Annotated in this window: 19 protein-coding genes, 1 pseudogene and 1 riboswitch; of the genes and pseudogenes, 9 read left to right on the forward strand and 11 right to left on the reverse strand. The window is 39.7% G+C overall.

What is annotated here, in order from left to right:
• The first annotated feature begins 222 nt into the window (after nucleotides 1-222).
• Nucleotides 223-1,065: a DUF4037 domain-containing protein gene (locus tag MKY45_RS02110; protein WP_193062550.1), complete on the forward strand. Its 843-nt coding sequence runs from the start codon at nucleotides 223-225 to the stop codon at nucleotides 1,063-1,065.
• Between the two features lie 62 nt (nucleotides 1,066-1,127).
• Here the strand turns inward: MKY45_RS02110 and MKY45_RS02115 are convergent, their stop codons facing one another.
• The gene (locus tag MKY45_RS02115) at nucleotides 1,128-2,048 is read right to left on the reverse strand and encodes a LysR family transcriptional regulator (RefSeq protein WP_332094569.1); all 921 of its coding nucleotides are present in this window, start codon (nucleotides 2,046-2,048) and stop codon (nucleotides 1,128-1,130) included.
• Between the two features lie 61 nt (nucleotides 2,049-2,109).
• Here MKY45_RS02115 and aroA point away from each other — a divergent pair, with 61 nt between their 5' ends.
• The gene (gene aroA / locus MKY45_RS02120) at nucleotides 2,110-3,462 is read left to right on the forward strand and encodes a 3-phosphoshikimate 1-carboxyvinyltransferase (RefSeq protein WP_341172418.1); all 1,353 of its coding nucleotides are present in this window, start codon (nucleotides 2,110-2,112) and stop codon (nucleotides 3,460-3,462) included.
• Between the two features lie 30 nt (nucleotides 3,463-3,492).
• Here the strand turns inward: aroA and MKY45_RS23220 are convergent, their stop codons facing one another.
• The 3 genes from MKY45_RS23220 to MKY45_RS02130 form a co-directional block, all read right to left on the reverse strand.
• Complete coding sequence (locus MKY45_RS23220) at nucleotides 3,493-3,696, reverse strand: VOC family protein (RefSeq protein WP_354005211.1); 204 nt, start codon at nucleotides 3,694-3,696, stop codon at nucleotides 3,493-3,495.
• Nucleotides 3,697-3,867: 171 nt separating this feature from the next.
• A complete protein-coding gene (locus MKY45_RS02125; protein WP_042531247.1) occupies nucleotides 3,868-5,406 on the reverse strand; it encodes a BCCT family transporter in 1,539 nt (512 codons plus the stop codon).
• Nucleotides 5,407-5,967: 561 nt separating this feature from the next.
• The gene (locus MKY45_RS02130; RefSeq protein WP_341172419.1) at nucleotides 5,968-7,374 is read right to left on the reverse strand and encodes a sodium/glutamate symporter; all 1,407 of its coding nucleotides are present in this window, start codon (nucleotides 7,372-7,374) and stop codon (nucleotides 5,968-5,970) included.
• Nucleotides 7,375-7,955: 581 nt separating this feature from the next.
• Nucleotides 7,956-8,093, forward strand: a riboswitch (FMN riboswitch).
• Nucleotides 8,094-8,231: 138 nt separating this feature from the next.
• Here MKY45_RS02130 and ribD point away from each other — a divergent pair.
• The 6 genes from ribD to MKY45_RS02160 all read left to right on the forward strand — a co-directional run bounded on the left by ribD (nucleotide 8,232) and on the right by MKY45_RS02160 (nucleotide 13,170).
• Nucleotides 8,232-9,359 carry a bifunctional diaminohydroxyphosphoribosylaminopyrimidine deaminase/5-amino-6-(5-phosphoribosylamino)uracil reductase RibD gene (gene ribD, locus MKY45_RS02135; protein WP_341172420.1) on the forward strand — a complete coding sequence of 376 codons (1,128 nt, stop codon included), beginning with the start codon at nucleotides 8,232-8,234 and terminating at the stop codon, nucleotides 9,357-9,359.
• Nucleotides 9,292-9,918, forward strand: coding sequence for a riboflavin synthase (locus MKY45_RS02140; RefSeq protein WP_212928578.1), 627 nt, complete (start codon nucleotides 9,292-9,294; stop codon nucleotides 9,916-9,918). Before ribD ends, MKY45_RS02140 begins: the two co-directional genes overlap by 68 nt.
• Before the next feature lie 13 nt (nucleotides 9,919-9,931).
• Nucleotides 9,932-11,128 carry a bifunctional 3,4-dihydroxy-2-butanone-4-phosphate synthase/GTP cyclohydrolase II gene (locus tag MKY45_RS02145; protein ID WP_042531256.1) on the forward strand — a complete coding sequence of 399 codons (1,197 nt, stop codon included), beginning with the start codon at nucleotides 9,932-9,934 and terminating at the stop codon, nucleotides 11,126-11,128.
• Between the two features lie 2 nt (nucleotides 11,129-11,130).
• Complete coding sequence (ribH, locus tag MKY45_RS02150) at nucleotides 11,131-11,598, forward strand: 6,7-dimethyl-8-ribityllumazine synthase (RefSeq protein ID WP_256705566.1); 468 nt, start codon at nucleotides 11,131-11,133, stop codon at nucleotides 11,596-11,598.
• 136 nt (nucleotides 11,599-11,734) lie between these two features.
• The gene (locus MKY45_RS02155; protein WP_042531260.1) at nucleotides 11,735-12,172 is read left to right on the forward strand and encodes a MarR family winged helix-turn-helix transcriptional regulator; all 438 of its coding nucleotides are present in this window, start codon (nucleotides 11,735-11,737) and stop codon (nucleotides 12,170-12,172) included.
• A 59-nt stretch (nucleotides 12,173-12,231) separates the two neighbouring features.
• The gene (locus MKY45_RS02160; RefSeq protein WP_042531262.1) at nucleotides 12,232-13,170 is read left to right on the forward strand and encodes a ring-cleaving dioxygenase; all 939 of its coding nucleotides are present in this window, start codon (nucleotides 12,232-12,234) and stop codon (nucleotides 13,168-13,170) included.
• 56 nt (nucleotides 13,171-13,226) lie between these two features.
• On the opposite strand, the gene MKY45_RS02165 is transcribed toward MKY45_RS02160, so the two are convergent.
• From MKY45_RS02165 to MKY45_RS02195, 7 genes and pseudogenes are all read right to left on the reverse strand, one after another.
• Entirely contained in the window at nucleotides 13,227-13,910 is a 684-nt protein-coding gene (locus MKY45_RS02165) for a YjjG family noncanonical pyrimidine nucleotidase (RefSeq protein WP_042531264.1), read from the reverse strand.
• Nucleotides 13,911-14,058: 148 nt separating this feature from the next.
• Nucleotides 14,059-14,417: pseudogene (locus tag MKY45_RS02170) on the reverse strand (transposase).
• A gap of 18 nt (nucleotides 14,418-14,435) precedes the next feature.
• On the reverse strand, nucleotides 14,436-14,924 hold the full coding sequence (locus tag MKY45_RS02175; RefSeq protein ID WP_341172421.1) for an IS3 family transposase: 489 nt from the start codon (nucleotides 14,922-14,924) through the stop codon (nucleotides 14,436-14,438).
• Nucleotides 14,888-15,385 carry a transposase gene (locus tag MKY45_RS02180; RefSeq protein ID WP_341172422.1) on the reverse strand — a complete coding sequence of 166 codons (498 nt, stop codon included), beginning with the start codon at nucleotides 15,383-15,385 and terminating at the stop codon, nucleotides 14,888-14,890. Before MKY45_RS02180 ends, MKY45_RS02175 begins: the two co-directional genes overlap by 37 nt.
• Before the next feature lie 291 nt (nucleotides 15,386-15,676).
• The gene (locus MKY45_RS02185; RefSeq protein ID WP_042531266.1) at nucleotides 15,677-16,531 is read right to left on the reverse strand and encodes an aldo/keto reductase; all 855 of its coding nucleotides are present in this window, start codon (nucleotides 16,529-16,531) and stop codon (nucleotides 15,677-15,679) included.
• 249 nt (nucleotides 16,532-16,780) lie between these two features.
• On the reverse strand, nucleotides 16,781-17,803 hold the full coding sequence (locus tag MKY45_RS02190; protein WP_042531268.1) for a hypothetical protein: 1,023 nt from the start codon (nucleotides 17,801-17,803) through the stop codon (nucleotides 16,781-16,783).
• 3 nt (nucleotides 17,804-17,806) lie between these two features.
• The gene (locus MKY45_RS02195; protein WP_341172423.1) at nucleotides 17,807-18,238 is read right to left on the reverse strand and encodes a MarR family winged helix-turn-helix transcriptional regulator; all 432 of its coding nucleotides are present in this window, start codon (nucleotides 18,236-18,238) and stop codon (nucleotides 17,807-17,809) included.
• Between the two features lie 212 nt (nucleotides 18,239-18,450).
• Here MKY45_RS02195 and MKY45_RS02200 point away from each other — a divergent pair, with 212 nt between their 5' ends.
• Complete coding sequence (locus MKY45_RS02200) at nucleotides 18,451-19,617, forward strand: alanine dehydrogenase (protein WP_341172424.1); 1,167 nt, start codon at nucleotides 18,451-18,453, stop codon at nucleotides 19,615-19,617.
• The last annotated feature ends 9 nt before the right edge of the window (nucleotides 19,618-19,626 follow it).

A 19,626-nucleotide genomic window follows, 5' to 3' on the forward strand; every position in this document is an offset into this window, starting at 1 on the left:
AAAAGATTTTCGAATATCAGACTGCCAATAGATGGAGAAACAGAATATATGGATAGGGAAAAAGGAGAAGCCTATATTGATGAAGCGGGGTTTAAACATATCATCAAAAATGATGCGGAAAGTACGAACAATCTATGCTAATGGGGAAATTCATAGACGGAGAATAATTAAAAAAGTGATGAATAGAGTACTTTTAAGTGGCGTAAGGAGGTGCACGGTATCATGGACTTAAATAAATTAGCATCCAAAGCTTCAAAAATGTATCAAGCTAATCCCAAAGTAGAAGCTGTTTTATTAGGCGGTTCAGTATCCAGAAACTGGCATGATTCCTATTCCGATATTGAACTGTTTATTTTCTGGAAAGAGTCGCCGACAGAGGAGGATAGAAAAAAGCCAATTACAAAGCTGGCAGGAAATATCATTGATTTTCACCCTTATGAAGAAGAGGAATGGTCAGAAAGCTTTATTACAGAGGGAATAAAATTAGAAATAAGTAATTTTCTAACACAAACGATTGCAGAGATCATAGAGGATGTCATTGTGTTTTTTAACCCCGATGTATATAAACAATGTATTGCAGCGGCTGTATATGATGGTGCTGCGTTAAGCGGGAAGTCGCTTATACAGGATTTGAAGGAAAAGGTACATTCCTATCCGGATGAATTGAGTATCGCCATGATAAAAGAATATATGTTTTTAAGTAATAGCTGGACAAACCGAGCTGCATTGCTACATCGGAAAGACTGGCTGATGCTATATAAAGTAATGACAGATGTTCAAACACACCTCATGGGCATGCTGTCTGGCTTAAATAAACAGTATGTCCATCATCCTGCTTTTAAATGGCAAAGGCAGACATTGGAATTAATGACAATTGTCCCTGAAAATATATACAGCCGTCTAGCGTCTGTTTTCTTGGATAATCCCACAGATTCTCTAAAGGAATTAGAAAAAATTGTGCAGGAGGTTTACCAGCTTATACAGCGCGAATACCCGCAAATAGACATCTCACCAGTTATCGATAAGTCGTTATTTTTGCGGCCTGAGCAGGATGGGAGGGCATAGGATACGGCGGAGAGCTGCTGATGCCCTTTTCTTATTCGTGTTCCATATTCCATAAAATTCAGTCAGCTTAACAAATGATTTAAAAAAGTGTCAGCTGCCAAAGACAAGGAAGCATTTTTCTTCGTGGCCAATCCAATTTGTCTTTTTTCAATATCTTCATCGATGCTCACTTCAAATAGTTCCTTACCAGCTAACTCCTTTGATACAAGCTCTTTCGCAACAAACGCAATACCCATACCAATTTTTGCACATTCGATTAATAATTCCACGCTGCCAACTTCTATATCAGACTGCACTTCCAATTCTCGTGTAAGAAAAAGCTGATTTAGAAATTTCCTGGAGCTGCTTGCTTCGGAAAAAGAAATAAGCGGATATTCTTGGATTGCTGACAGAGAAAGTCTTTCTTTCGATAAGTGCTGAAACTTCTTCCCGGCAACAAATGTAGTGTGAAGACTTAAAAACTCCGTTATAGAAATATTATTTTGATGCACTGGCAGATGAACAATGCCAATATCAATCAGTCCATTTTCCAGTTTTTCTAGAATCTGTGGTGTCGAGCCATGCTGTAACCTGATTTGGATGTCGGGATATAACTCTTGAAAGGTTTGTATATAGGGAAGAAGATAATGCTTGCATGTGGAATCACTCCCTCCAACGGTAACAGACCCGTTTTGTAGATTTTTCATTTCTGTCATTTTTTGTTCTGCATGATGAATTAAATCAAACGCTTGTTTGAGATAATCAAATAACACGTCCCCTTCCTTTGTCAGCAGAACTCCCTTTGATGTTCTGGTGAATAGCTGCATACCCAGTTCGTTCTCCAGCTGTTTAATGGAATGACTCACACTTGGCTGCGTAATAAAAAGACGATGTGCGGCTTTACTAAAGTTCTTTTCAATAGCTGTTATGTAAAATACACGATATAAGTCTGTATTTATGATATAGACACCACCTATAGCTCTTATTAAAAATAACAATTTCATTTATATCATAATCCAAATTATAATGAAGAACAAACAGCATCGGTTAGAAGGGGAGATAAAGATGGAGGAAAATCTTATGTTTGACAGCAAAGCCAGAAGTCCCTGGACCTCTTTGCAAGGGATTGAAAGGATAACTGTTTCGCCTGGGAAGCATAGAATAGAGGATTCTATTACTATTCCAGGAAGTAAAAGTCTGACAAACAGAGCGCTTATCATGAGCGCTTTAGCAGACGGTAAATCCCAAATAAGCGGCATCTTAAAAAGTGATGATTCCTATTGGTGTATCGAGGCATTAAAAAAATTAGGAGTGAATATCAAGCTTCAGGGTAATACAGCGTATGTCAATGGAAACAGAGGTTGGTGGAATTCTGCTGATTTATATATAGGTTCAGCTGGAACCATTGCAAGATTTCTGCCAGGAGTCTTGGCTGCGTGTCATGAAGGAGAGTGGGAGCTGGAGGCGAGTCAAAGCATGCGTAAAAGACCGGTTGCACCGCTTATTGACGCTTTAAAAGAGCTTGGTGCTGAAATCGATTATTTAGCTGCGAAAGATTATTATCCATTGCGGATTAAAGGAACTGAAATGAAAGGTGGAGAAGTCAGCCTTTCAGGTGCAATATCCAGTCAATTTATCAGCGGGATATTGATTGCTGCACCGTGTTTCAATGAAACCACGACAGTAACCATCAAGGACGAAATTGTGCAGCATGCCCATGTTTATTTAACCCTGGATTTAATGAAGGAGTATGGTGCAGATGTACAAGATGATCATGCGCTCCAGCAAATCGTTATAAATCCTCAAGGGTACAAAGCGAAAGATATCCAACTGGAGCCAGATGCCTCTGCGGCCTGCTACTTTTTGGCGCTGGCGGCGGTGACAAACGGAAGGATACGGATAAATGGTTTGACAGAGAAAACCAAACAGCCGGATATTCAGATGCTGGAGGTCTTTGAACAAATGGGCTGTCGGGTTACGAAGGGCGCTGATTTTATTGAATTAGAGGGCACAATGAAACTAAAAGGCGATTTTGAGATATCCATGAAAGAGATGTCTGATCAGGCATTGACTTTAGCGGCAATCGCGCCTTTCGCAGATGGTCCAATAACGATTAAAGGTGTTGCACATATCCGCCATCACGAATCTGACCGGATAAGTGTTATCTGTAAAGCATTAACCCAGCTGGGGATCATAACAGAAGAATTTAACGACGGGTTAAAAGTTTATCCTGGCAAGCCGAAACCAGCCTTATTAAACACCTATGATGATCACCGGGTTGCGATGGCATTGGCCTTGATCGGAGCAAGAGCAGAAGGAATCGAGTTAAACGATCCCGGCTGTGTTTCTAAAACATTTCCACCATATTTTGCGTTATTGGAGGATTTAGGTGTGAGGATAACAAAGCATCAAGCTTGATAATTACAAAGCGGCTGCTGCTTATCCAGTTCATATCATAATTATATTGCCATCAGGGTCGCTTATATTAAAATAAGCAAAATCAACAAATTCTACGATTTCCGATACGATCTCATATTGTAATTTTTTAATATGCTGATAAGCCTGATCAATATTATCTGTATGAAAATTAAATAGAGGGTACGGCAGCGGTGTGATTTCTTTTGTTGCACCAGTTGGTCCTGCATCCGAAATCCATTATAACATAATATTGGGAATATTATGTTATAATGGATTGTCTAATAATGTATGTTTAGCCTATATAAAAACCAGCCTTCCTTCAAAATTAGAGAAAGGCTGGTTCCGATATGATTCAGCACAGTATAGCTGGCTATAAGACCTCCACTTCAAGAAATGAAGGAAGGATTATGATAACGTCTCTTTTTTATGATTCTCATACAAGTCTTTACATGCTTTCGGAGCTGTCCAGAAGGTAGTCAGCAATAAGAACACAACTGGGACAGCAGTAACAACGATAAACGACTGTAATGAATTGACACTGTTTTCACCAACGGATACAAGGACAATAGCTACTAAGCCCATAACCATCGCAAAGAAGGCTCTTAACCATCTTGGCGGATGCCCGTTACCGGAGATAGCCATGGATATTGTTAGTGACATAGAATCTGTTGTTGTTAATACAAAGATGATTGTGGCTAATAGAAACAAGAAACTGAAAATGGTACCTAGCGGTAATTGTTCCGTAATCGCCATCATGGCAGCAGGTTGCCCGGATTCATTCAAGGCGGTCGATATCGATCCTGGAAGTTCTAATTCCTGGAAAATTCCAGTGCCGCCGATAACAGCAAACCAGATAGTCGAAACGACAGGAGCTATAATTGCAACAGCTACAATAAGCTCGCGAATGGTCCGTCCACGCGAAATGCGGGCAGAAAAAACAGCCATCATTGGACCGTAGCCGATAAACCATGCAAAGAAAAATACAGTCCATAAGTTGAGCCATCCCTCATCACCGCGATAAGTGCTGAATGGAATAAGTTCGTTCACATAGAGCCCGAACGCTTCAAGATAATGATTGAAAATAAAATATCCTGGGCCAAGTATCAATACGCCAATAATTAATGCTACCGCCAAAATAACATTAAAGCTGCTTAAAAGTTGAATTCCCCGATGAAGGCCGGATACAGCAGAAATAGCTGCGGCGACAACGAGTAAAATAATAATGGTAATATGAACGGCGAGTGTGTCCGGAATGTTTGTAATGGCGCTCAATCCGTAGCCCGCCTGCAATCCTAAAAATCCAATCGGACCAATCGTTCCAGCTGCAACAGAAATAATTGCAAAGGAATCGACAATGGTTCCAAATGCACTTTTATAAATAACTTTTTCTCCAAAGATTGGATAGAGAAGGGATCTTGGCTTTAATGGCATTCCTTTATGATAATGGGAATACATCAACACAATCGTGCCAAGTGTCCCTAAAATCGCCCATGAGAGGAATCCCCAATCAACAAAGCTCATTGCAAGCGCAGGTACAACGGCCTCCGGTGATGCATTTTCAATTCCTGAAAAATGAGGAGGAACCTCCAGAAAATGACTCAAAGGTTCTGCGGCTGCCCAAAACACACCGCCTCCAGCTAATAAAGTACACATAATTATAGAAATCCATTTAAATGTACTCATTTCCGGTTTATCAATATTCCCCAAACGGATTTTTCCATATTTCGAAAAGGCTAATATTAAAGCTATAAAAAACGTTCCCAGTATAACGATCTGATAAATGATTCCAAAATAAGTAGCTGACCAGCCAAATAAAGTGTCCACCATATTTGCAACAAAGTCTGCGTTAACCAGCGCGGCTATGACAAATAGGATAAGCGCACCGCCACTTATCAGAAATGTAGGTAAATCTAAAGAGTTCTTCTTTTTATTTGAAGCTTGCATTACTTCTTTTCCTCCAGTTTGTTAATTATTCTATCCATTTATTCTTCCTCCGAATCCCAATTTCTATTTAATGAGTATATACTTTTTTTACGAGGGGAAATGCGAAAAAGCCCCGACATGTTCTTTTATTATCATGAAATAGGCAACAGAAACGCAGAAAAATAAAAAGTGGAATCATACTCCAGCAACGGAAGTATAATTCCACCGTTCTATACCCTAAATCACTTTAATCAGATTGTCAATCATACATCCTTATTTGAAATTATCTCTTTTTTTGCAAAATAATTATTGGTTAAAGAAGATGTAGAAGAAATAACATTAGAAACAAGTCAACGATAAAAGTTATTGCAACTGGTGAAATAATTGCAGGAGCTGGTACTTCAAGTACAATGACTACGGCCTATCAGCCTGACGCTTTGTCTATTGATGGATTATTAAAAGAAGCCCCAGATTCAGCAAATGTTGCAGTATCTTGGTTATTCTCGTTAGGGGTATTATTTTCTGGTGCTTCAGAGTTAAAAAGCAACAACATGAAATAGTACTCATGCTGTTGCTCATATGCTAATCGAATTCTTTCCTTTTTCCAAAGTATAGGGTACCTAATAACCAAAATGCAGTGGTTAATAAAATCACTGCTATTAATACAGGAATTGCTCCAAATTGGATGATAAATGGTACGGAAGCAGCAGTTACAAGGCCGCCACCAACCATTGGTTCAAATAATATTTGTTTATAACCAAACGCATTGAGTGCAGGCGATTTATTCTCTGGATCCACAATACGCATAAGCATTATTCCTGTCGCTGCAACTCCGGTACTTTGACCAAAATCTCCAATTCCTCGTTCAAACCAGTAACTCGGAATCATCTTAGGTCCGAGATATAGGAAGAGGAAGATATTAAGAGCTATACCGACAATGGAAAGTAAAATAAATGGAATGATATTAGCTCCAATTACTTGCAAGCTTAGTGAAGCCATGGCATTAATGATTAGAAAATCCAGTGCTACTCCTTGTATTGTGTTAATCGTATCCCGATCAACTAGTTCATGATAATCAAAGCGGGATAGAAAGATTTGGACAATTATCCCGCCAATCATTGCAAATGGAAACAAAGGAACATATTCAAATAAATAAATATCCAGTGCGCTTCCATACGTTGCATCTTCTAACCAAACAAACGCTTCTAATAGTACATAACCAATGAATATAGAAATACCAATTAGACCTAAGTGAAATGCAAATGGTTCAATTGATAGCGGAGAGGTAGTTTTCGTACCTGCCGATTTACGGTGTTCTTTATTGATAATGCCCGTTCGTTGTTCAAAAGAAATTTCATCGGGATGACGTAACGTCTGCGATTTCCCTTTTCGTGCAGCCCAATTCACCATAATCATACCAATTACTACGCCGGACAGTATTCCTACCGTTGCTAAACCAATAGCAAGGTCATAACCTTCAGAGAATCCGAGTTCTTCAAATGTACTTTGTAAGCCGGCAGCAGTGCCATGGCCGCCAACAAAGCTAATTTCAATCAGTGCTCCTGCTGCAGGACTAAGTCCAAAAAAGGGGGTTAATACGGTAAGCGTTAGTAATATACCTACTACGTATTGAGCCCAGGATATTGTGTAGCCTAAGGCTATTTGCGGTCCGCCAACCCTCCACATCTTTCTAGGCTTTGGTAAGATAAATCCAATAAATAAACATGCAAAAACAATATTAATCAATAGCTCAGGTAAACCCGCCCAAACTTCTACCATATCTTTAGTAAAGAAGCCAGCATCAAGAAAACCATCTGTAGTTAGCCGGCCTAATACTTCCGGCCCCAATAAGAGTGCTAAGAAACCACCTATCAAAGACGTAGGTAAGAAGAGTTTTTGAAGGATGGGGATTTTCAATCGGATAAGCTTCCCGATTACGAGCAGAGCGGCTAGTATAATAACAGCAAAACCGACAATCTGTAAGGACATAGATAAACTCCTTTTCATAAAATTTTAAGAGGTTTTCCAAGTGGAAATGAAATAAAAAATATTGAACTTCACTATACCCGTCATAATACTATGAAAAACATGTCATATTCTCTTTAGCGTATGTCAATGTTACATAAGTATCTCTGGAATAGAACTTGAAATGACTGCTTTATCTCGTATTATATTGCTTTTTAATTTTACTTTTGGTGTGCCGTGTTCTTAGGCGGGATAGGGCTTATATGGGGAGGGTAACCGGTGTGAGGGCTTAGTATAGGTGGTGAATTAGGATGGTTTATTGATTATTTTTTGGAAATTTAAAGAGTGAAATAAACAATAATAAAGAATCGTCTTTGTTTTCAATGAACATTAACTCGTGATAAAAATAATGTCTTGCATTTTACACTTTTAACTGATATTATCATTTTTAACATGTCAGAATTTGAATTAAGATTCTTGGTAGGATTTTGGTAGGTTTTTAAGGATATAACAGGATATTGGAAATTTAATTAATATAGTGATAAGTCATATAACAAGCTATGTGAGAGCATTAAAGGTAACAAAAGCTAATAACAAAATTTAATATTATTCTTCGGGGCAGGGTGTAATTCCCGACCGGCGGTGACAAACATATCGAGTTTGAAGTCCGTGACCCGCGTTTAGCGGTGGATCTAGTGAGATTCTAGAGCCGACAGTAATAGTCTGGATGGGAGAAGAAAAGTAAGTCAACACATGAATGGGTGTAGTGTACTCTTTTTTGCGTACATAAAAACTGTTCAGGTGTATTGGACATAGTTTATTTAAGGACGCCCCGTGATTTTTTCACGGGGCTTTTTCGTGTTTAAGAAAGGAGGGAACGCATGGACGAACGGTACATGGAGCAAGCCATAGAGCTTGCTGGTTTAGGAAGAGGAAAGACATATACTAATCCATTAGTCGGTGCAGTAATCGTGAAAGACGGTGTCATTTTAGCGACCGGCTATCATTCGAAATACGGTGACAAGCATGCAGAAAAAATGGCTGTCGACCAATGTGAATCGCCCGAAGAGATGATTGATGCAACGATATATGTGACGCTGGAGCCCTGTAATCATACCGGAAAACAGCCCCCTTGTACCCAAATGATTATAGACAGCGGTATTTCCAAGGTTGTGATTGCACAGCTTGACCCCAACCCTGTGGTAGCAGGCAAAGGAAAAGCTTATTTAGAATCACAAGGGATACAAGTCGTTTCCGGTATATTGCAGGAAAAGGCGGAAGCGTTAAACAAGCATTATAACTATTTTCATAGGAGAAAGCGGCCGTATATTGTATTAAAGCAAGCTGTCAGCCTGGATGGGAAGCTCTCTATTGATCCGTCTCAGCGGACGTATCTCACTGGAGAGGAAACCTATAAAAAAGTACGTGAAGAGCGGCAATATTACCAGGCTATTTTGACAGGGAGCCGAACCATTTTAGCGGATGATCCCAAGCTATTACCAAATGTAATCACTGATTTTCCGCCAGTTCGCATTATTTTAGACCGGAGAGGACAAGCACTGGATTTTGAAAAGTACCAGATTTATCAAGAAGCTGTTCCAGTCTGGGTGTTTACAAAAAACGATTCCATCGCGAATACGCCGGAGCATGTCCGGTTAATACCAGACCAGTACTGGACCATCCCAAAAGTAGTTGATTACCTGCAGAAAGAGGGGATTCAATCGGTTTATGTGGAAGGCGGAAGCAAAATTCATGATGCATTCCTGGCAGAAAATAAATTTGAAGAAGTGATTACGTACATCTCGCCTAAGCTGATTGGCGGCAATGGAGTGCCCGCTTTTTACAGTGATAGAAAGGTTTCGTCAGTAATGCCTTTAGCTTTACAGAGTGTGGAAGCCGTTGGTGAAGATATACGAATCGTAAGTAGGAGGGGGAAGAAGGATGTTTACAGGGTTGATTCAGGAAGTAGGGACAGTCAAGAAAATCAGAAAAGCAAGCCGGCATATTGAATTGACATGCACGGCCTCCAGCGAACTTCTACAGGATTATCAAATTGGAGACAGTATGGCAATCAATGGAGTGTGCTTAACTGCCATCGAAGTGACCGATTCAGATTTTACCGTAGACATTATGCCGGAAACATTTCATAAAACAACATTCTCTGATGTGCATGTACATGCGGCGGTGAATCTGGAACGGGCGATGCCTGCGAATGGACGCTTAGAGGGGCATATTGTTTCAGGTCATGCAGATATCACCACACGATTGATTAAAAAAGTAAAAAAGGAGAATTCCATTGTTCTCACGTTCTATTATCCACCGGAAATACAAGGAGAAATCGTGGCCCAAGGTTCGGTTGCGGTTAATGGGACAAGCTTGACCGTGTCAGCTGTCACACCAGGATCATTTAGTATTTCACTCATTCCTTATTCAATGAATCACACCAATCTGGGACAGTTAAAACAAGGTGAATTCGTGAATGTAGAGACGGACATACTCGGAAAATATATCAAAGCCATGATAGGCACAGGAAAGAATCAAATGTTAAGTAAATACGCTGGAGAATAGAGGGGAAATAAAGATGATAAACCATATCGAAGCTGCAGTTACTGCATTGAAACAAGGACGGCTGATTATTGTTGCGGATGATGAGGAGCGGGAATCAGAGGGTGATTTAGTTGGGCTTTCCAGCAAAGCAACTGCGGAAACAATCAATTTTATGACAAAGCATGCCCGGGGATTGATTTGTGCGCCAGTTTCCGAAAACATTGCCAAGAACTTAAATTTATGGGAAATGACCAGTGAAAATACAGACGAGTATCAAACAGCATTTACTATCAGCGTGGACCATAAAGAAACAACCACAGGGATATCTGCATTTGAACGGGCAAAGACAATTCAGGAATTGGCAAATAGAAGTAGCCAAGCGGCTGATTTCAACAGACCAGGTCATATTTTTCCGTTAATAGCAAAGAACGGCGGAGTACTGGAACGCAGGGGACATACAGAGGCTGCGGTCGATTTAGCAAAACTGGCAGGAGACAGCGAAGCAGCCTATATTTGCGAGATTTTAAAGGAAGACGGAGAGATGGCCCGGCTGCAGGATTTAAAACAGCTTGCGGCAGAGTGGGGTATGCCGCTGGTAACCATCGAAGAGCTTGCAACTTATTTGGCTTATTCCAATATCCAGGCAAATGCTAAAGTGAAGCTTCCGACCAAGCATGGAGACTTTGACTTGTCCCTTTATCAGGACAAAGAAGGCAAAGATCAGCTCGTCTTATCGATGGGAGAAATCAAGGACACTGAGGAGCCGATCTTAGTCAGAGTGCATTCAGAGTGCTTAACCGGAGATATTTTCGGTTCCCATCGCTGTGATTGCGGGGAACAGCTGGAAAGAGCCATGCAAATGATTGCCGATGCAGGGCGCGGTGCCATTCTATACCTAAGGCAGGAAGGAAGAGGAATTGGACTGCTCAATAAATTAAAGACATATGAATTACAGGAGCAGGGTGCAGACACCTATGAAGCGAATGTTTCTCTCGGCTTTCTTCCGGATGAGCGCCATTATGATATCGCCGCATGGCTCTTGAAAAAGGAAGGGATATCAAAAATCCGTTTGCTGACGAATAATCCGGATAAAGTAAAGGAATTACAGCAATACGGTATTGAGGTGGCTCAAAGGGTGCCATTAGAAACAACTGTTTATCATGAAAATAAACACTATTTAAAAATAAAAAAAGATAAATTTCACCATTTATTATCTGTAGAAGGAGAATGATTATGACTGTATATGAAGGAATGTTTCAAGGAGAGCAATTAAAAGTAGCTATCACGGTTTCCAGGTTTAATGAGTTGATTACATCTAAATTATTGGAAGGTGCCAAGGATATTTTGAAAAGGCATGGGGTAAGCGAAGAAGATATCGATATTTTCTGGGTGCCGGGTGCTTTTGAGCTTCCATATGTGACAAAGCAGGTGGAAAAGACAAAAAAGTACGATGGAATTATTACACTGGGAGCAGTTATTCGCGGCGCAACCACACATTATGAACTTGTCAGTAATGAAGCAGCCAAAGGCATCGCGCAAATCGGATTGAACGCAGAAATTCCAGTAATGTTTGGTGTGCTGACAACAGAAACGATTGAGCAGGCATTGGAGAGAGCTGGTACAAAAGCAGGGAATAAGGGTGGAGAAGCAGCGTTAGGTTTATTGGAAATGGTTTCGTTGAATAAACGGATTCATGCTTAATGTACATGAAAGGAAGGTTATCCATATCAAGGGTAGCCTTCTTTTAATACGAAAAAATATCTTTAATTAAATATATTTTTGTTGCATTATTATCACTTGAGTAGTAAAATGAAGATATAGAAAGGATATGAGGCGAATGAAAAAGAATACCCTTGGTTCCTTGATTTGGCTTCGGATTGTCCGCTTCATGCATCAGAGCAATCAGCTGTCCAATGACTTTCTAAAGCAATTTGATATTACCGTTGCCCAATTTGATGTATTAAACCAAGTCTGGTCTTATCAACCTCTTACGCAGAGTGAGCTTGCTGCCCGAGTGACCGTGTCAGAGGGAGGCATTTCACGTATGCTTGCCCGGCTGGAGCAGGAAGGATACATTCAGCGTAAGCAGGATTGGAAAACAAAATGGATAAGTTTGACGTCAAAGGGAGAAACCAAGATAGAGGAAGTTTTTGAAAATCAGCTGGCTTTTCAAACATCTGTAGTGGATGACTGTTTAACAGAAGAAGAACAGCGAACATTATATACGCTGATGTCGAAGCTGCAAAAGCATACAGAAAGCAAATTAAAAAAATAATACGTCTATTATTTTTTTATTATAACTTGACTAGTAAACTGATAAAGGAGGAATTGGTTATGTATACCATTCCAGGACACCATCATATTTCGATGGTTACAAAAAATGCAAATGAAAATAATCGTTTTTATCGTGATGTATTAGGTTTACGTCGTGTGAAAATGACAGTGAACCAAGATGATCCTTCCATGTATCACTTATTTTATGGGGATAAAACAGGCAGTCCAGGCACGGAGTTAACCTTTTTCGAAATCCCGATGGTTGGACACACACATCGGGGGACGAATGCTATTACTCGGATTGGTCTCTTAGTTCCATCGGAAGAGAGTCTGCGTTATTGGGAAGAACGCTTTGATACGTACAATGTTTTACACGGCGGGATAACAACCTATGCCAATCGAACTGCAATGAAATTCGAAGACCCGGAAGGACTGCAGATGGTATTGCTTGTTGCCAATGGAGAAAAAGCAGACCATTGGGAAACCTGGGAAAAATCAGAAGTACCTGCTGAACATCAAATCCAAGGTATGGGATCCGTGGAGATAACCGTAAAAAGACTGGATAAGCTGGCGTCCACATTGACAGATATGTTTGGTTATACAGAGGTCAGCCGCAGCGAGCGGGAAGCTATTTTTCAATCTGTTCCGGGCCAGGCTTTTGGAGAAATCGTTGTGAAATATTTAGACGGTCCTACGGAAAGACCAGGTCGCGGCAGCGTTCATCATGTAGCGATTCGTGTAAAAAGCCATGAAGAGCTTCAATATTGGGAAGAACAAGTCAAGGAACGCGGATTCCGTTCATCGGGCATCGTGGACCGTTTCTACTTTAAAAGCTTATATTTCCGCGAATCCAATGGTATTTTATTTGAAATCGCGACAGATGGTCCAGGATTCACTGTTGATGGGGATGTGGAGCATTTGGGGGAAAAACTTGATTTACCGCCATTCTTAGAAGAAAAGCGTGCTGAAATTGAAGCAAATCTAGCTCCGATTGAATAGAAAAAAACAGCAAAGAAGGAAGGTTTCATACGGAACCTTCCTTCTTTGGCTATCCATCATTTAGCAATCGGAATAAGCTCTGTTAAATGATTGATTTCATATGTAGGCTCCATTCCTGTCAAGTTTCCCTTATGGTCGGGATTAAACCAGCATGTATCAATTCCATAGTTTATACCGCCCTGCATATCAGAGGTTAAGGAATCTCCGACCATTAATGCGTTTGCTTTATCGGTAAGTCCAAGCTTGGAAAAAGCATAATCAAATATGCGATAATCCGGTTTTTGAAAACCTGTTTCCTCTGAAATAATTACCGCTTCAAACGTGTTATGAAGCGGTGAGTTTCCAATCTTAGGTAATTGCACATGCTTAAACCCGTTCGTGATAATCGCGGAACGCTGTTCAGGAAGCGAATCAAATAAGATGTCAGCACCATCCACCAGGTATATTTCTTTGCTTAAATTTTCAAGGTAAGCATGGTTAAATGCTGTTCCATCCAAAGAAAGACCATGCTTTTCAAATAATCTTCTAAAGCGTTCTGTCCCTAATTTTGTTATCGACAGCTTTCCTTGCTCCAATTCGCCCCAGAGCACATTGCTGATTTCCCGGTAGCTGCTCCGATAGTCTATAAGTCCATTCGGCAATCCAAAGGCTTCAAATGTTTTTTGTAAAGCCCCTTTCTCTGATTTGCCAAAGTCAAATAATGTATCATCCAAATCAAAAAATATTACATCGTATTTCATTGCTTTGTTCCTCTCCCTTTTAAGCATCTTACTTGTTCATTATAGCAATTATGGAGAAAAGTTACAGAGTTTGGCGAGAACAGGAGCGGAAATTAAAAATAAACAAAAACAGCCGAGCCGGTGGTTACCCCTAAAAGTTAGAGTTGTGTTATGCAGCTGATTGGCTGGATTGAGTTCGGTATTCGACTGGACTCAGCCCAGCCAATTTCTCTTTTGCTCGTTCATGATTATACCAGTAGATATATTCTTCAATCTGTTTTTTAATTCTTCATAACTTACCAATTCTTCTCCATGGTACATTTCTTGCTTTAAAATACCGAAGAAATTCTCCATCGAAGCGTTATCTGCACAGGTTGCTTTGCGTGACATGCTTTGGAATACTTTATTTTCTTTTAAAGTCTTCACCCATTGGTTGTGTTGATAATGCCAGCCTTGATCGGAATGAAGCGTGGTACGGCAGGTTGCCCGATTCTTTAGGATCTCCATCGTTTCTTTTAAAGGTTCCATGACAAGATCTAACGTTGGTCACTTCTTGATTTCATACGCAATAATTTCTCCGTTGTAAAGGTCAAGAATCGGATTTAAATATAATTTCTCTTCTCCAAGACATTTGAATTCTGTAATATCTGTTACTAGTTTTTGAAGAGGAATAGGTGTGTCAAAACAGCGGGATATTCGATTTTTCGTCACTTTACCAACCTTTCCCTTATAGGAATTATATTTGCGGGATTTCCGCATAAATTTCACACATTTTAAACCTAATTCTCGCATAATGCGATACACTTTTTTATGATTAATTTCATGCCCTAATTTCTTTAATTCTTTCGTGATACGTTTATAATCATAGCGTTCATGAAACTTTTTAAACAGGAATGTAATGCGTTCTTTTATTGCTGTATCCGTGTCTTCTCTGCCAAAATGCTTTACGTGATAATGGTAGGTTGCTTCAGGAATACCTACAACACAAAGTATATCTTTTAATCGGAATCCTTCTTCTTTGAGTTCGAATGCCACCTTTGCTTGTGCTTTTCGTAGAAGGCATTCGGATCCTCCCGAAAAGCTCTCAACTTTTTTAGGTATGCATTTTCTAGTCGCAATAATTCATTCTCACGTTCTAATTCTTCTTCGCGTGTTAACTTCTTTTCTTCCTTTTTCTTCTGTTTATTCGGTTTTTTAGACATAGAAGGTCGCCCCTTTGATCTTGGTTTCAGGCCTTCTATTCCTTGTTCACGCAATGCTTTCATCCAGCGTACAATTAAGGAATGGTTGTTCAAATGAAATCGAACAGAATACTCCTCCTTCGTCTTTCTTCGTTTCAATCCACCCATTCCCTGTGATTTATAGGAGCTTACCCAATTTTTTATTGGACTAGGGCTAGACATATTATATTTTTTTGCCAACGATATATATCCAAGGTTCCCATACAAATACTCAGCGACCAATTTTATTTTAAATTCTTCATTATATTTGGCCATAAAAACACCCCCAAAAATTAGATTTTTCTACTCTAACTTTCGGGGGTCGGTACCGCCTCTTACATGTTAAAAGGAAGCACGGCCGTTTTTAAAAAATTTTTCACTGAGTTTATCGCAGTAATGGGCTCTGTTTGGATTGCCCCTGCAGAACACAGGTCCTCAAGACGTCTGAGACAACGTTTTTCGAAAGGACGATTCCTCGCTCCATCGAAAATGTTTATGCGTCAAAAAATGCCCGCTAAAGGAAATTTCCCTTCATTTAAAAGGCTGTAATGCCAAAAAATGGCCGGTCTATACATATTCGTGATATTCGTTGGGATCCTGTCCTTCTACACGGCCGTCTTCCCCTTTATCCAACGAATCAATTGTTTTCATATCCTCAGGAGATAATTCAAAGTTGGTGCTATTGATATTATCTTTTTGATGCATTGGATTGCTTGATTTTGGAATAGTAAATACGCCAGCCTGATAGTTCCAATTCACAATAATTTGTGCCGGAGTTTTATCGTATCTATCCGCAATTTCTTTTATTGTGGCATTTTCCAGCACGTCATTCAGATAACCCCGGCCAAAAGGACTCCAGGCTTCCGTAAGAATGCCCCGTTTTTCATTTTCTTCAACCATGCGGTTATTATGAAAATACGGATGACGTTCTACCTGATTTGTAGCAGGCGTCACACCTGTTTCTTCGATAATGTTATCTAAATGTTCGGGTTCAAAGTTAGAAACACCGATGGTTCTGATTAATCCTTGTTTCTGAGCATCGACTAAAGCCTTCCAAGCGTCTACATATTTGCCGTCTTTAGGGTTCGGCCAATGAATTAAATACTTGTCAAAATATTCTAGACCCATGCGGCGCAGAGATTCCTGAATAAAGATAAATGCCTTATCGTATTCATGGTGCGAGCCGGGCAATTTCGCACTGATTAAAATTTCTTCTCTTGGGAGTGCAGATCGACGCACGGCTTCCCCGACAATACCTTCATTGTTATAGTTTGTAGAAGTATCGATTAAACGGTATCCCAGGTTCAAGGCGTTTAAAATTTCAAATGTACCCTGATCCCCGTCAATACCAATCGTGCCTAGTCCTACGAAGGGAAGTACGGAACCATCATTTAGAATAAAACCGTTATGACTAACAGTCACAATCTCATCTCCTTTACAAACTTTGTAATGTAAGCTGAGAATGATAGATGTCTGCCATTATGAAAACAACAAGCTGCCTTCAGCAACAGAGCTTCCGGTCAATCATCAAACTCAGGTCACATTACCCGTATTTCATGTTTACATCTCTTGCTAGGATGTCCATAATTACTATACCCAATTTAAAAAAATCCTACACTAATTCGGTACAGATTGTTGGAATGAGGAGATCTTCGTAATCAATCATTATTGTCACTTAGCAAAAATAACAGCCTTCAGTTTTTCCGGATCATCTGACTTAATGGCGATCTTGGAATATTCCTTTTGAATCCCCATAAATAAAGTTGCTTTAACTGGATTTTTCATTTTTAAAATCATATCTGGATAAACCTGCTCAAAATCCTTTGCGATAAAATCAATGGTATCCTTTTCTAATTTACTTTTCAAAACAACAGGATCCTCTACTATGCTCTCAATATCCTGAAAATTAATTTTGACCCGTTTTAATATTCCGAATGATACATAGAGAGCCTTTTCATCTGTATATATTGGATTCAGGCGGATGGATTGAATACTCGCTATCAAAAAAATCACCGAATAGATATTAAGAATCAATAAAATTATAGAAATAACAATAGACTTTTCGTGAAGCCACCAATGAATAGCGAGCGTTTCCACAATAATTGCATGAATCATCATAATCTGAAAGGCGATAAAGTTTGATTTTTTATGGAGTGTTATCCCGTTTGGCGGTGTCTTTTTCCAAGTGAAAAGCGCATAGTAAAAAACCAAAAACTCCGAGCAAATCACATGGATAATCGGGTTATTCTTTACATAATGGTCCACTGCTTTTGGGAATGAAAAAATAACTGGCAATGCGCTTGTTTTCACTTTTTGTATGATGTTAGGAAGGTATCGGAAAAAAGCGATAACAAATAAAAGCTCAAAAAGCACCAATGCTGCTTCTGCACCTATCCCGACCCAAGTAATTGTTGCATAAGGGCCTAACAAGTGAGAGGGAATAAGAAGTCTTGCTATTATACAGCCTGCTGCTGCGAATAAAACAGCTGTCTTGATAGAGAATTTCTTTCTATACAGCATGAAAAATAGTGGCCCGATAATAACTAAATCAATTAACGAGCCTAAAACAACCGGATTAGTCTCCGGCGGTAAAACCTCAGCTCCGACCGCTGTTTGATACAGCATATAATTACTGACCAAAATGAGACTGAGTATCAGCAGCCACAGATACTTACCTTTTTGAATCACATTCATCAACTACACCTCTTCTACAATGGTATTTAAATGGCTAAGTATTCGATCTAAATGTTGCAAATCCTCTAAAGGAAGCTGCCCATAAACATGATAATTGATGTCATCGTTAAGCTCTTGCAGTTTATCAAAATACAATTCTGCCTTCGGTGCCAAATTTAAAATGATTTCACGACGGTTCTCTTTATTAATATGACGCGTGATATATTCCTTCGCTTCCAATTTATTCAGCAGTTGGCTAACGGCGCTCATAGAAGTGTTTAAATGCTGGGATAAATCTTTGGTGGAAGCAATTCCGTTTTGAATCAATTCTAATAGTAACACTTGTTTTGCGGTAAGCTGGTTATCGAGTTCATGCTCATATCTGCTGGCGAGTTGGACATTCAGCTGATTTTGTGAAGCATTGATTTTTTGAATAAGCTTTATTTTTGAGTCCACTATAAAACACCTCGCTTTATAATTAAGTTATCTTAACTATAAAGCAATTTAAATAAAAAGTATTTTTAATTTAAGGGCTCATGTGTAATGAAAATAATTTTGAAATTTCATGTAATATATTCTATACTTTGTTAAGTGACTAAATGTGTAGAATACTAATTAGATTAATATATATGTTAGAAATGCTTCACAAAGATATTGGAGGAATAGAAATGATTTTTGGTGTGTTAAAGGATAATAAAATAGGAGAATACCGTGTGGTGTTAACTCCTGTTGAGGCGGCTGCCATTAAAGAAGATGGACATACCGTTTTAGTTCAAAAGGATGCTGGTTTGTCAGCCGGCTTTACGAATGAACAGTATGAGCAAGAAGGTGCGGAGATGGTAGATACAATAGGAGAAATGTACAAGCGCTGTGATTTTCTTGCCAAAGTAAAAGAAATAGAAGAAAGTGAGTATGGATTATTAAGAGAAAACCAGATTGTTTATACATGTATTCATCCGGCGGCGCATCCGGAGCAAGTACAGGCTATTCTCGACAGCAAGAGTGTTGCGTTTACTGCAGAGGATTCCCATCGTTTTGGCTCCGTCAATTGTGAAGCAGCTGGAAAGCAGGGTGCGTTGATGGGGTTAAATGCGATGCTGACAATCAATGGCGGAAAAGGAAAATTTGTCAGCGGTCTAGCTGGCGCTCCCGGCATGAAGGTACTTATCCTGGGAGGCGGACTAGTTGGAAGGTCTTCCCTGCAGGTTCTGCAATCTTTAGGCGCCTGGTGTACAGTGATGGATGTAAATTACGGGGTACTTAGAGATATCGGCAGGACATATAACGAAAAGGTAAATACGCAGCTATCCACAAAGCAGAATATTAAAAAACTGCTCCCAGAAATTGATATGGTGATTAACTGTGTGAAGTGGCCGAAAGAAAATAAAGATTATTTAATTGACCGGGAGATGCTTCACTTAATGGAAAAGGGTTCTGTTATTGTAGATATTAGTAATGATGAAGATGGTGCCATTGAATCCTTCCGCGAAACAACACATGAAGATCCGATGTATGTTGAAAATGGTGTGGTGCATTATTGTGTAAGTAATATTCCGGGAGCGATTGCGAATTCTACCTCAGTAGCTTATGCAGCTTCCGTGCTTCCGCATATTCGTTCTATTTTAAACCATGGCGTGAAGGAGGCCTGCATTCGTGACGGCTTTTTGAGAAGAAGCTTAACAGCCTATAAAGGCTACTTAACACATGAAGAAACAAGTGCTATTCAAAATCGGCCATGGGCACGTCCGGAAGATGTACTCCAGCTGCAGGAGGAAGAAATAGACTTTGCGCCGCCGGCAACGCGGACAAGATCAACTAACTTTTTAAAGATTTAATACAACCAA

This window comes from Oceanobacillus sp. FSL K6-0251 (assembly GCF_038004725.1).
GTDB lineage: Bacteria > Bacillota > Bacilli > Bacillales > Amphibacillaceae > Oceanobacillus > Oceanobacillus oncorhynchi.

Excerpts from the sequence above, each read along its gene's own strand:
- MKY45_RS02140 (WP_212928578.1), top strand. The coding sequence starts at position 9,292 with ATGTTTACAGGGTTGATTCAGGAAGTAGGGACAGTCAAGAAAATCAGA.
- MKY45_RS02190 (WP_042531268.1), bottom strand. The coding sequence starts at position 17,803 with ATGAATGTGATTCAAAAAGGTAAGTATCTGTGGCTGCTGATACTCAGT.
- MKY45_RS02200 (WP_341172424.1), top strand. The coding sequence starts at position 18,451 with ATGATTTTTGGTGTGTTAAAGGATAATAAAATAGGAGAATACCGTGTG.
- MKY45_RS02160 (WP_042531262.1), top strand. The coding sequence starts at position 12,232 with ATGTATACCATTCCAGGACACCATCATATTTCGATGGTTACAAAAAAT.
- MKY45_RS02165 (WP_042531264.1), bottom strand. The coding sequence starts at position 13,910 with ATGAAATACGATGTAATATTTTTTGATTTGGATGATACATTATTTGAC.
- ribH (WP_256705566.1), top strand. The coding sequence starts at position 11,131 with ATGACTGTATATGAAGGAATGTTTCAAGGAGAGCAATTAAAAGTAGCT.
- MKY45_RS02155 (WP_042531260.1), top strand. The coding sequence starts at position 11,735 with ATGAAAAAGAATACCCTTGGTTCCTTGATTTGGCTTCGGATTGTCCGC.
- MKY45_RS02145 (WP_042531256.1), top strand. The coding sequence starts at position 9,932 with ATGATAAACCATATCGAAGCTGCAGTTACTGCATTGAAACAAGGACGG.
- MKY45_RS02125 (WP_042531247.1), bottom strand. The coding sequence starts at position 5,406 with ATGCAAGCTTCAAATAAAAAGAAGAACTCTTTAGATTTACCTACATTT.
- MKY45_RS02130 (WP_341172419.1), bottom strand. The coding sequence starts at position 7,374 with ATGTCCTTACAGATTGTCGGTTTTGCTGTTATTATACTAGCCGCTCTG.
- ribD (WP_341172420.1), top strand. The coding sequence starts at position 8,232 with ATGGACGAACGGTACATGGAGCAAGCCATAGAGCTTGCTGGTTTAGGA.
- MKY45_RS02110 (WP_193062550.1), top strand. The coding sequence starts at position 223 with ATGGACTTAAATAAATTAGCATCCAAAGCTTCAAAAATGTATCAAGCT.
- MKY45_RS02180 (WP_341172422.1), bottom strand. The coding sequence starts at position 15,385 with ATGGCCAAATATAATGAAGAATTTAAAATAAAATTGGTCGCTGAGTAT.
- MKY45_RS02115 (WP_332094569.1), bottom strand. The coding sequence starts at position 2,048 with ATGAAATTGTTATTTTTAATAAGAGCTATAGGTGGTGTCTATATCATA.
- aroA (WP_341172418.1), top strand. The coding sequence starts at position 2,110 with ATGGAGGAAAATCTTATGTTTGACAGCAAAGCCAGAAGTCCCTGGACC.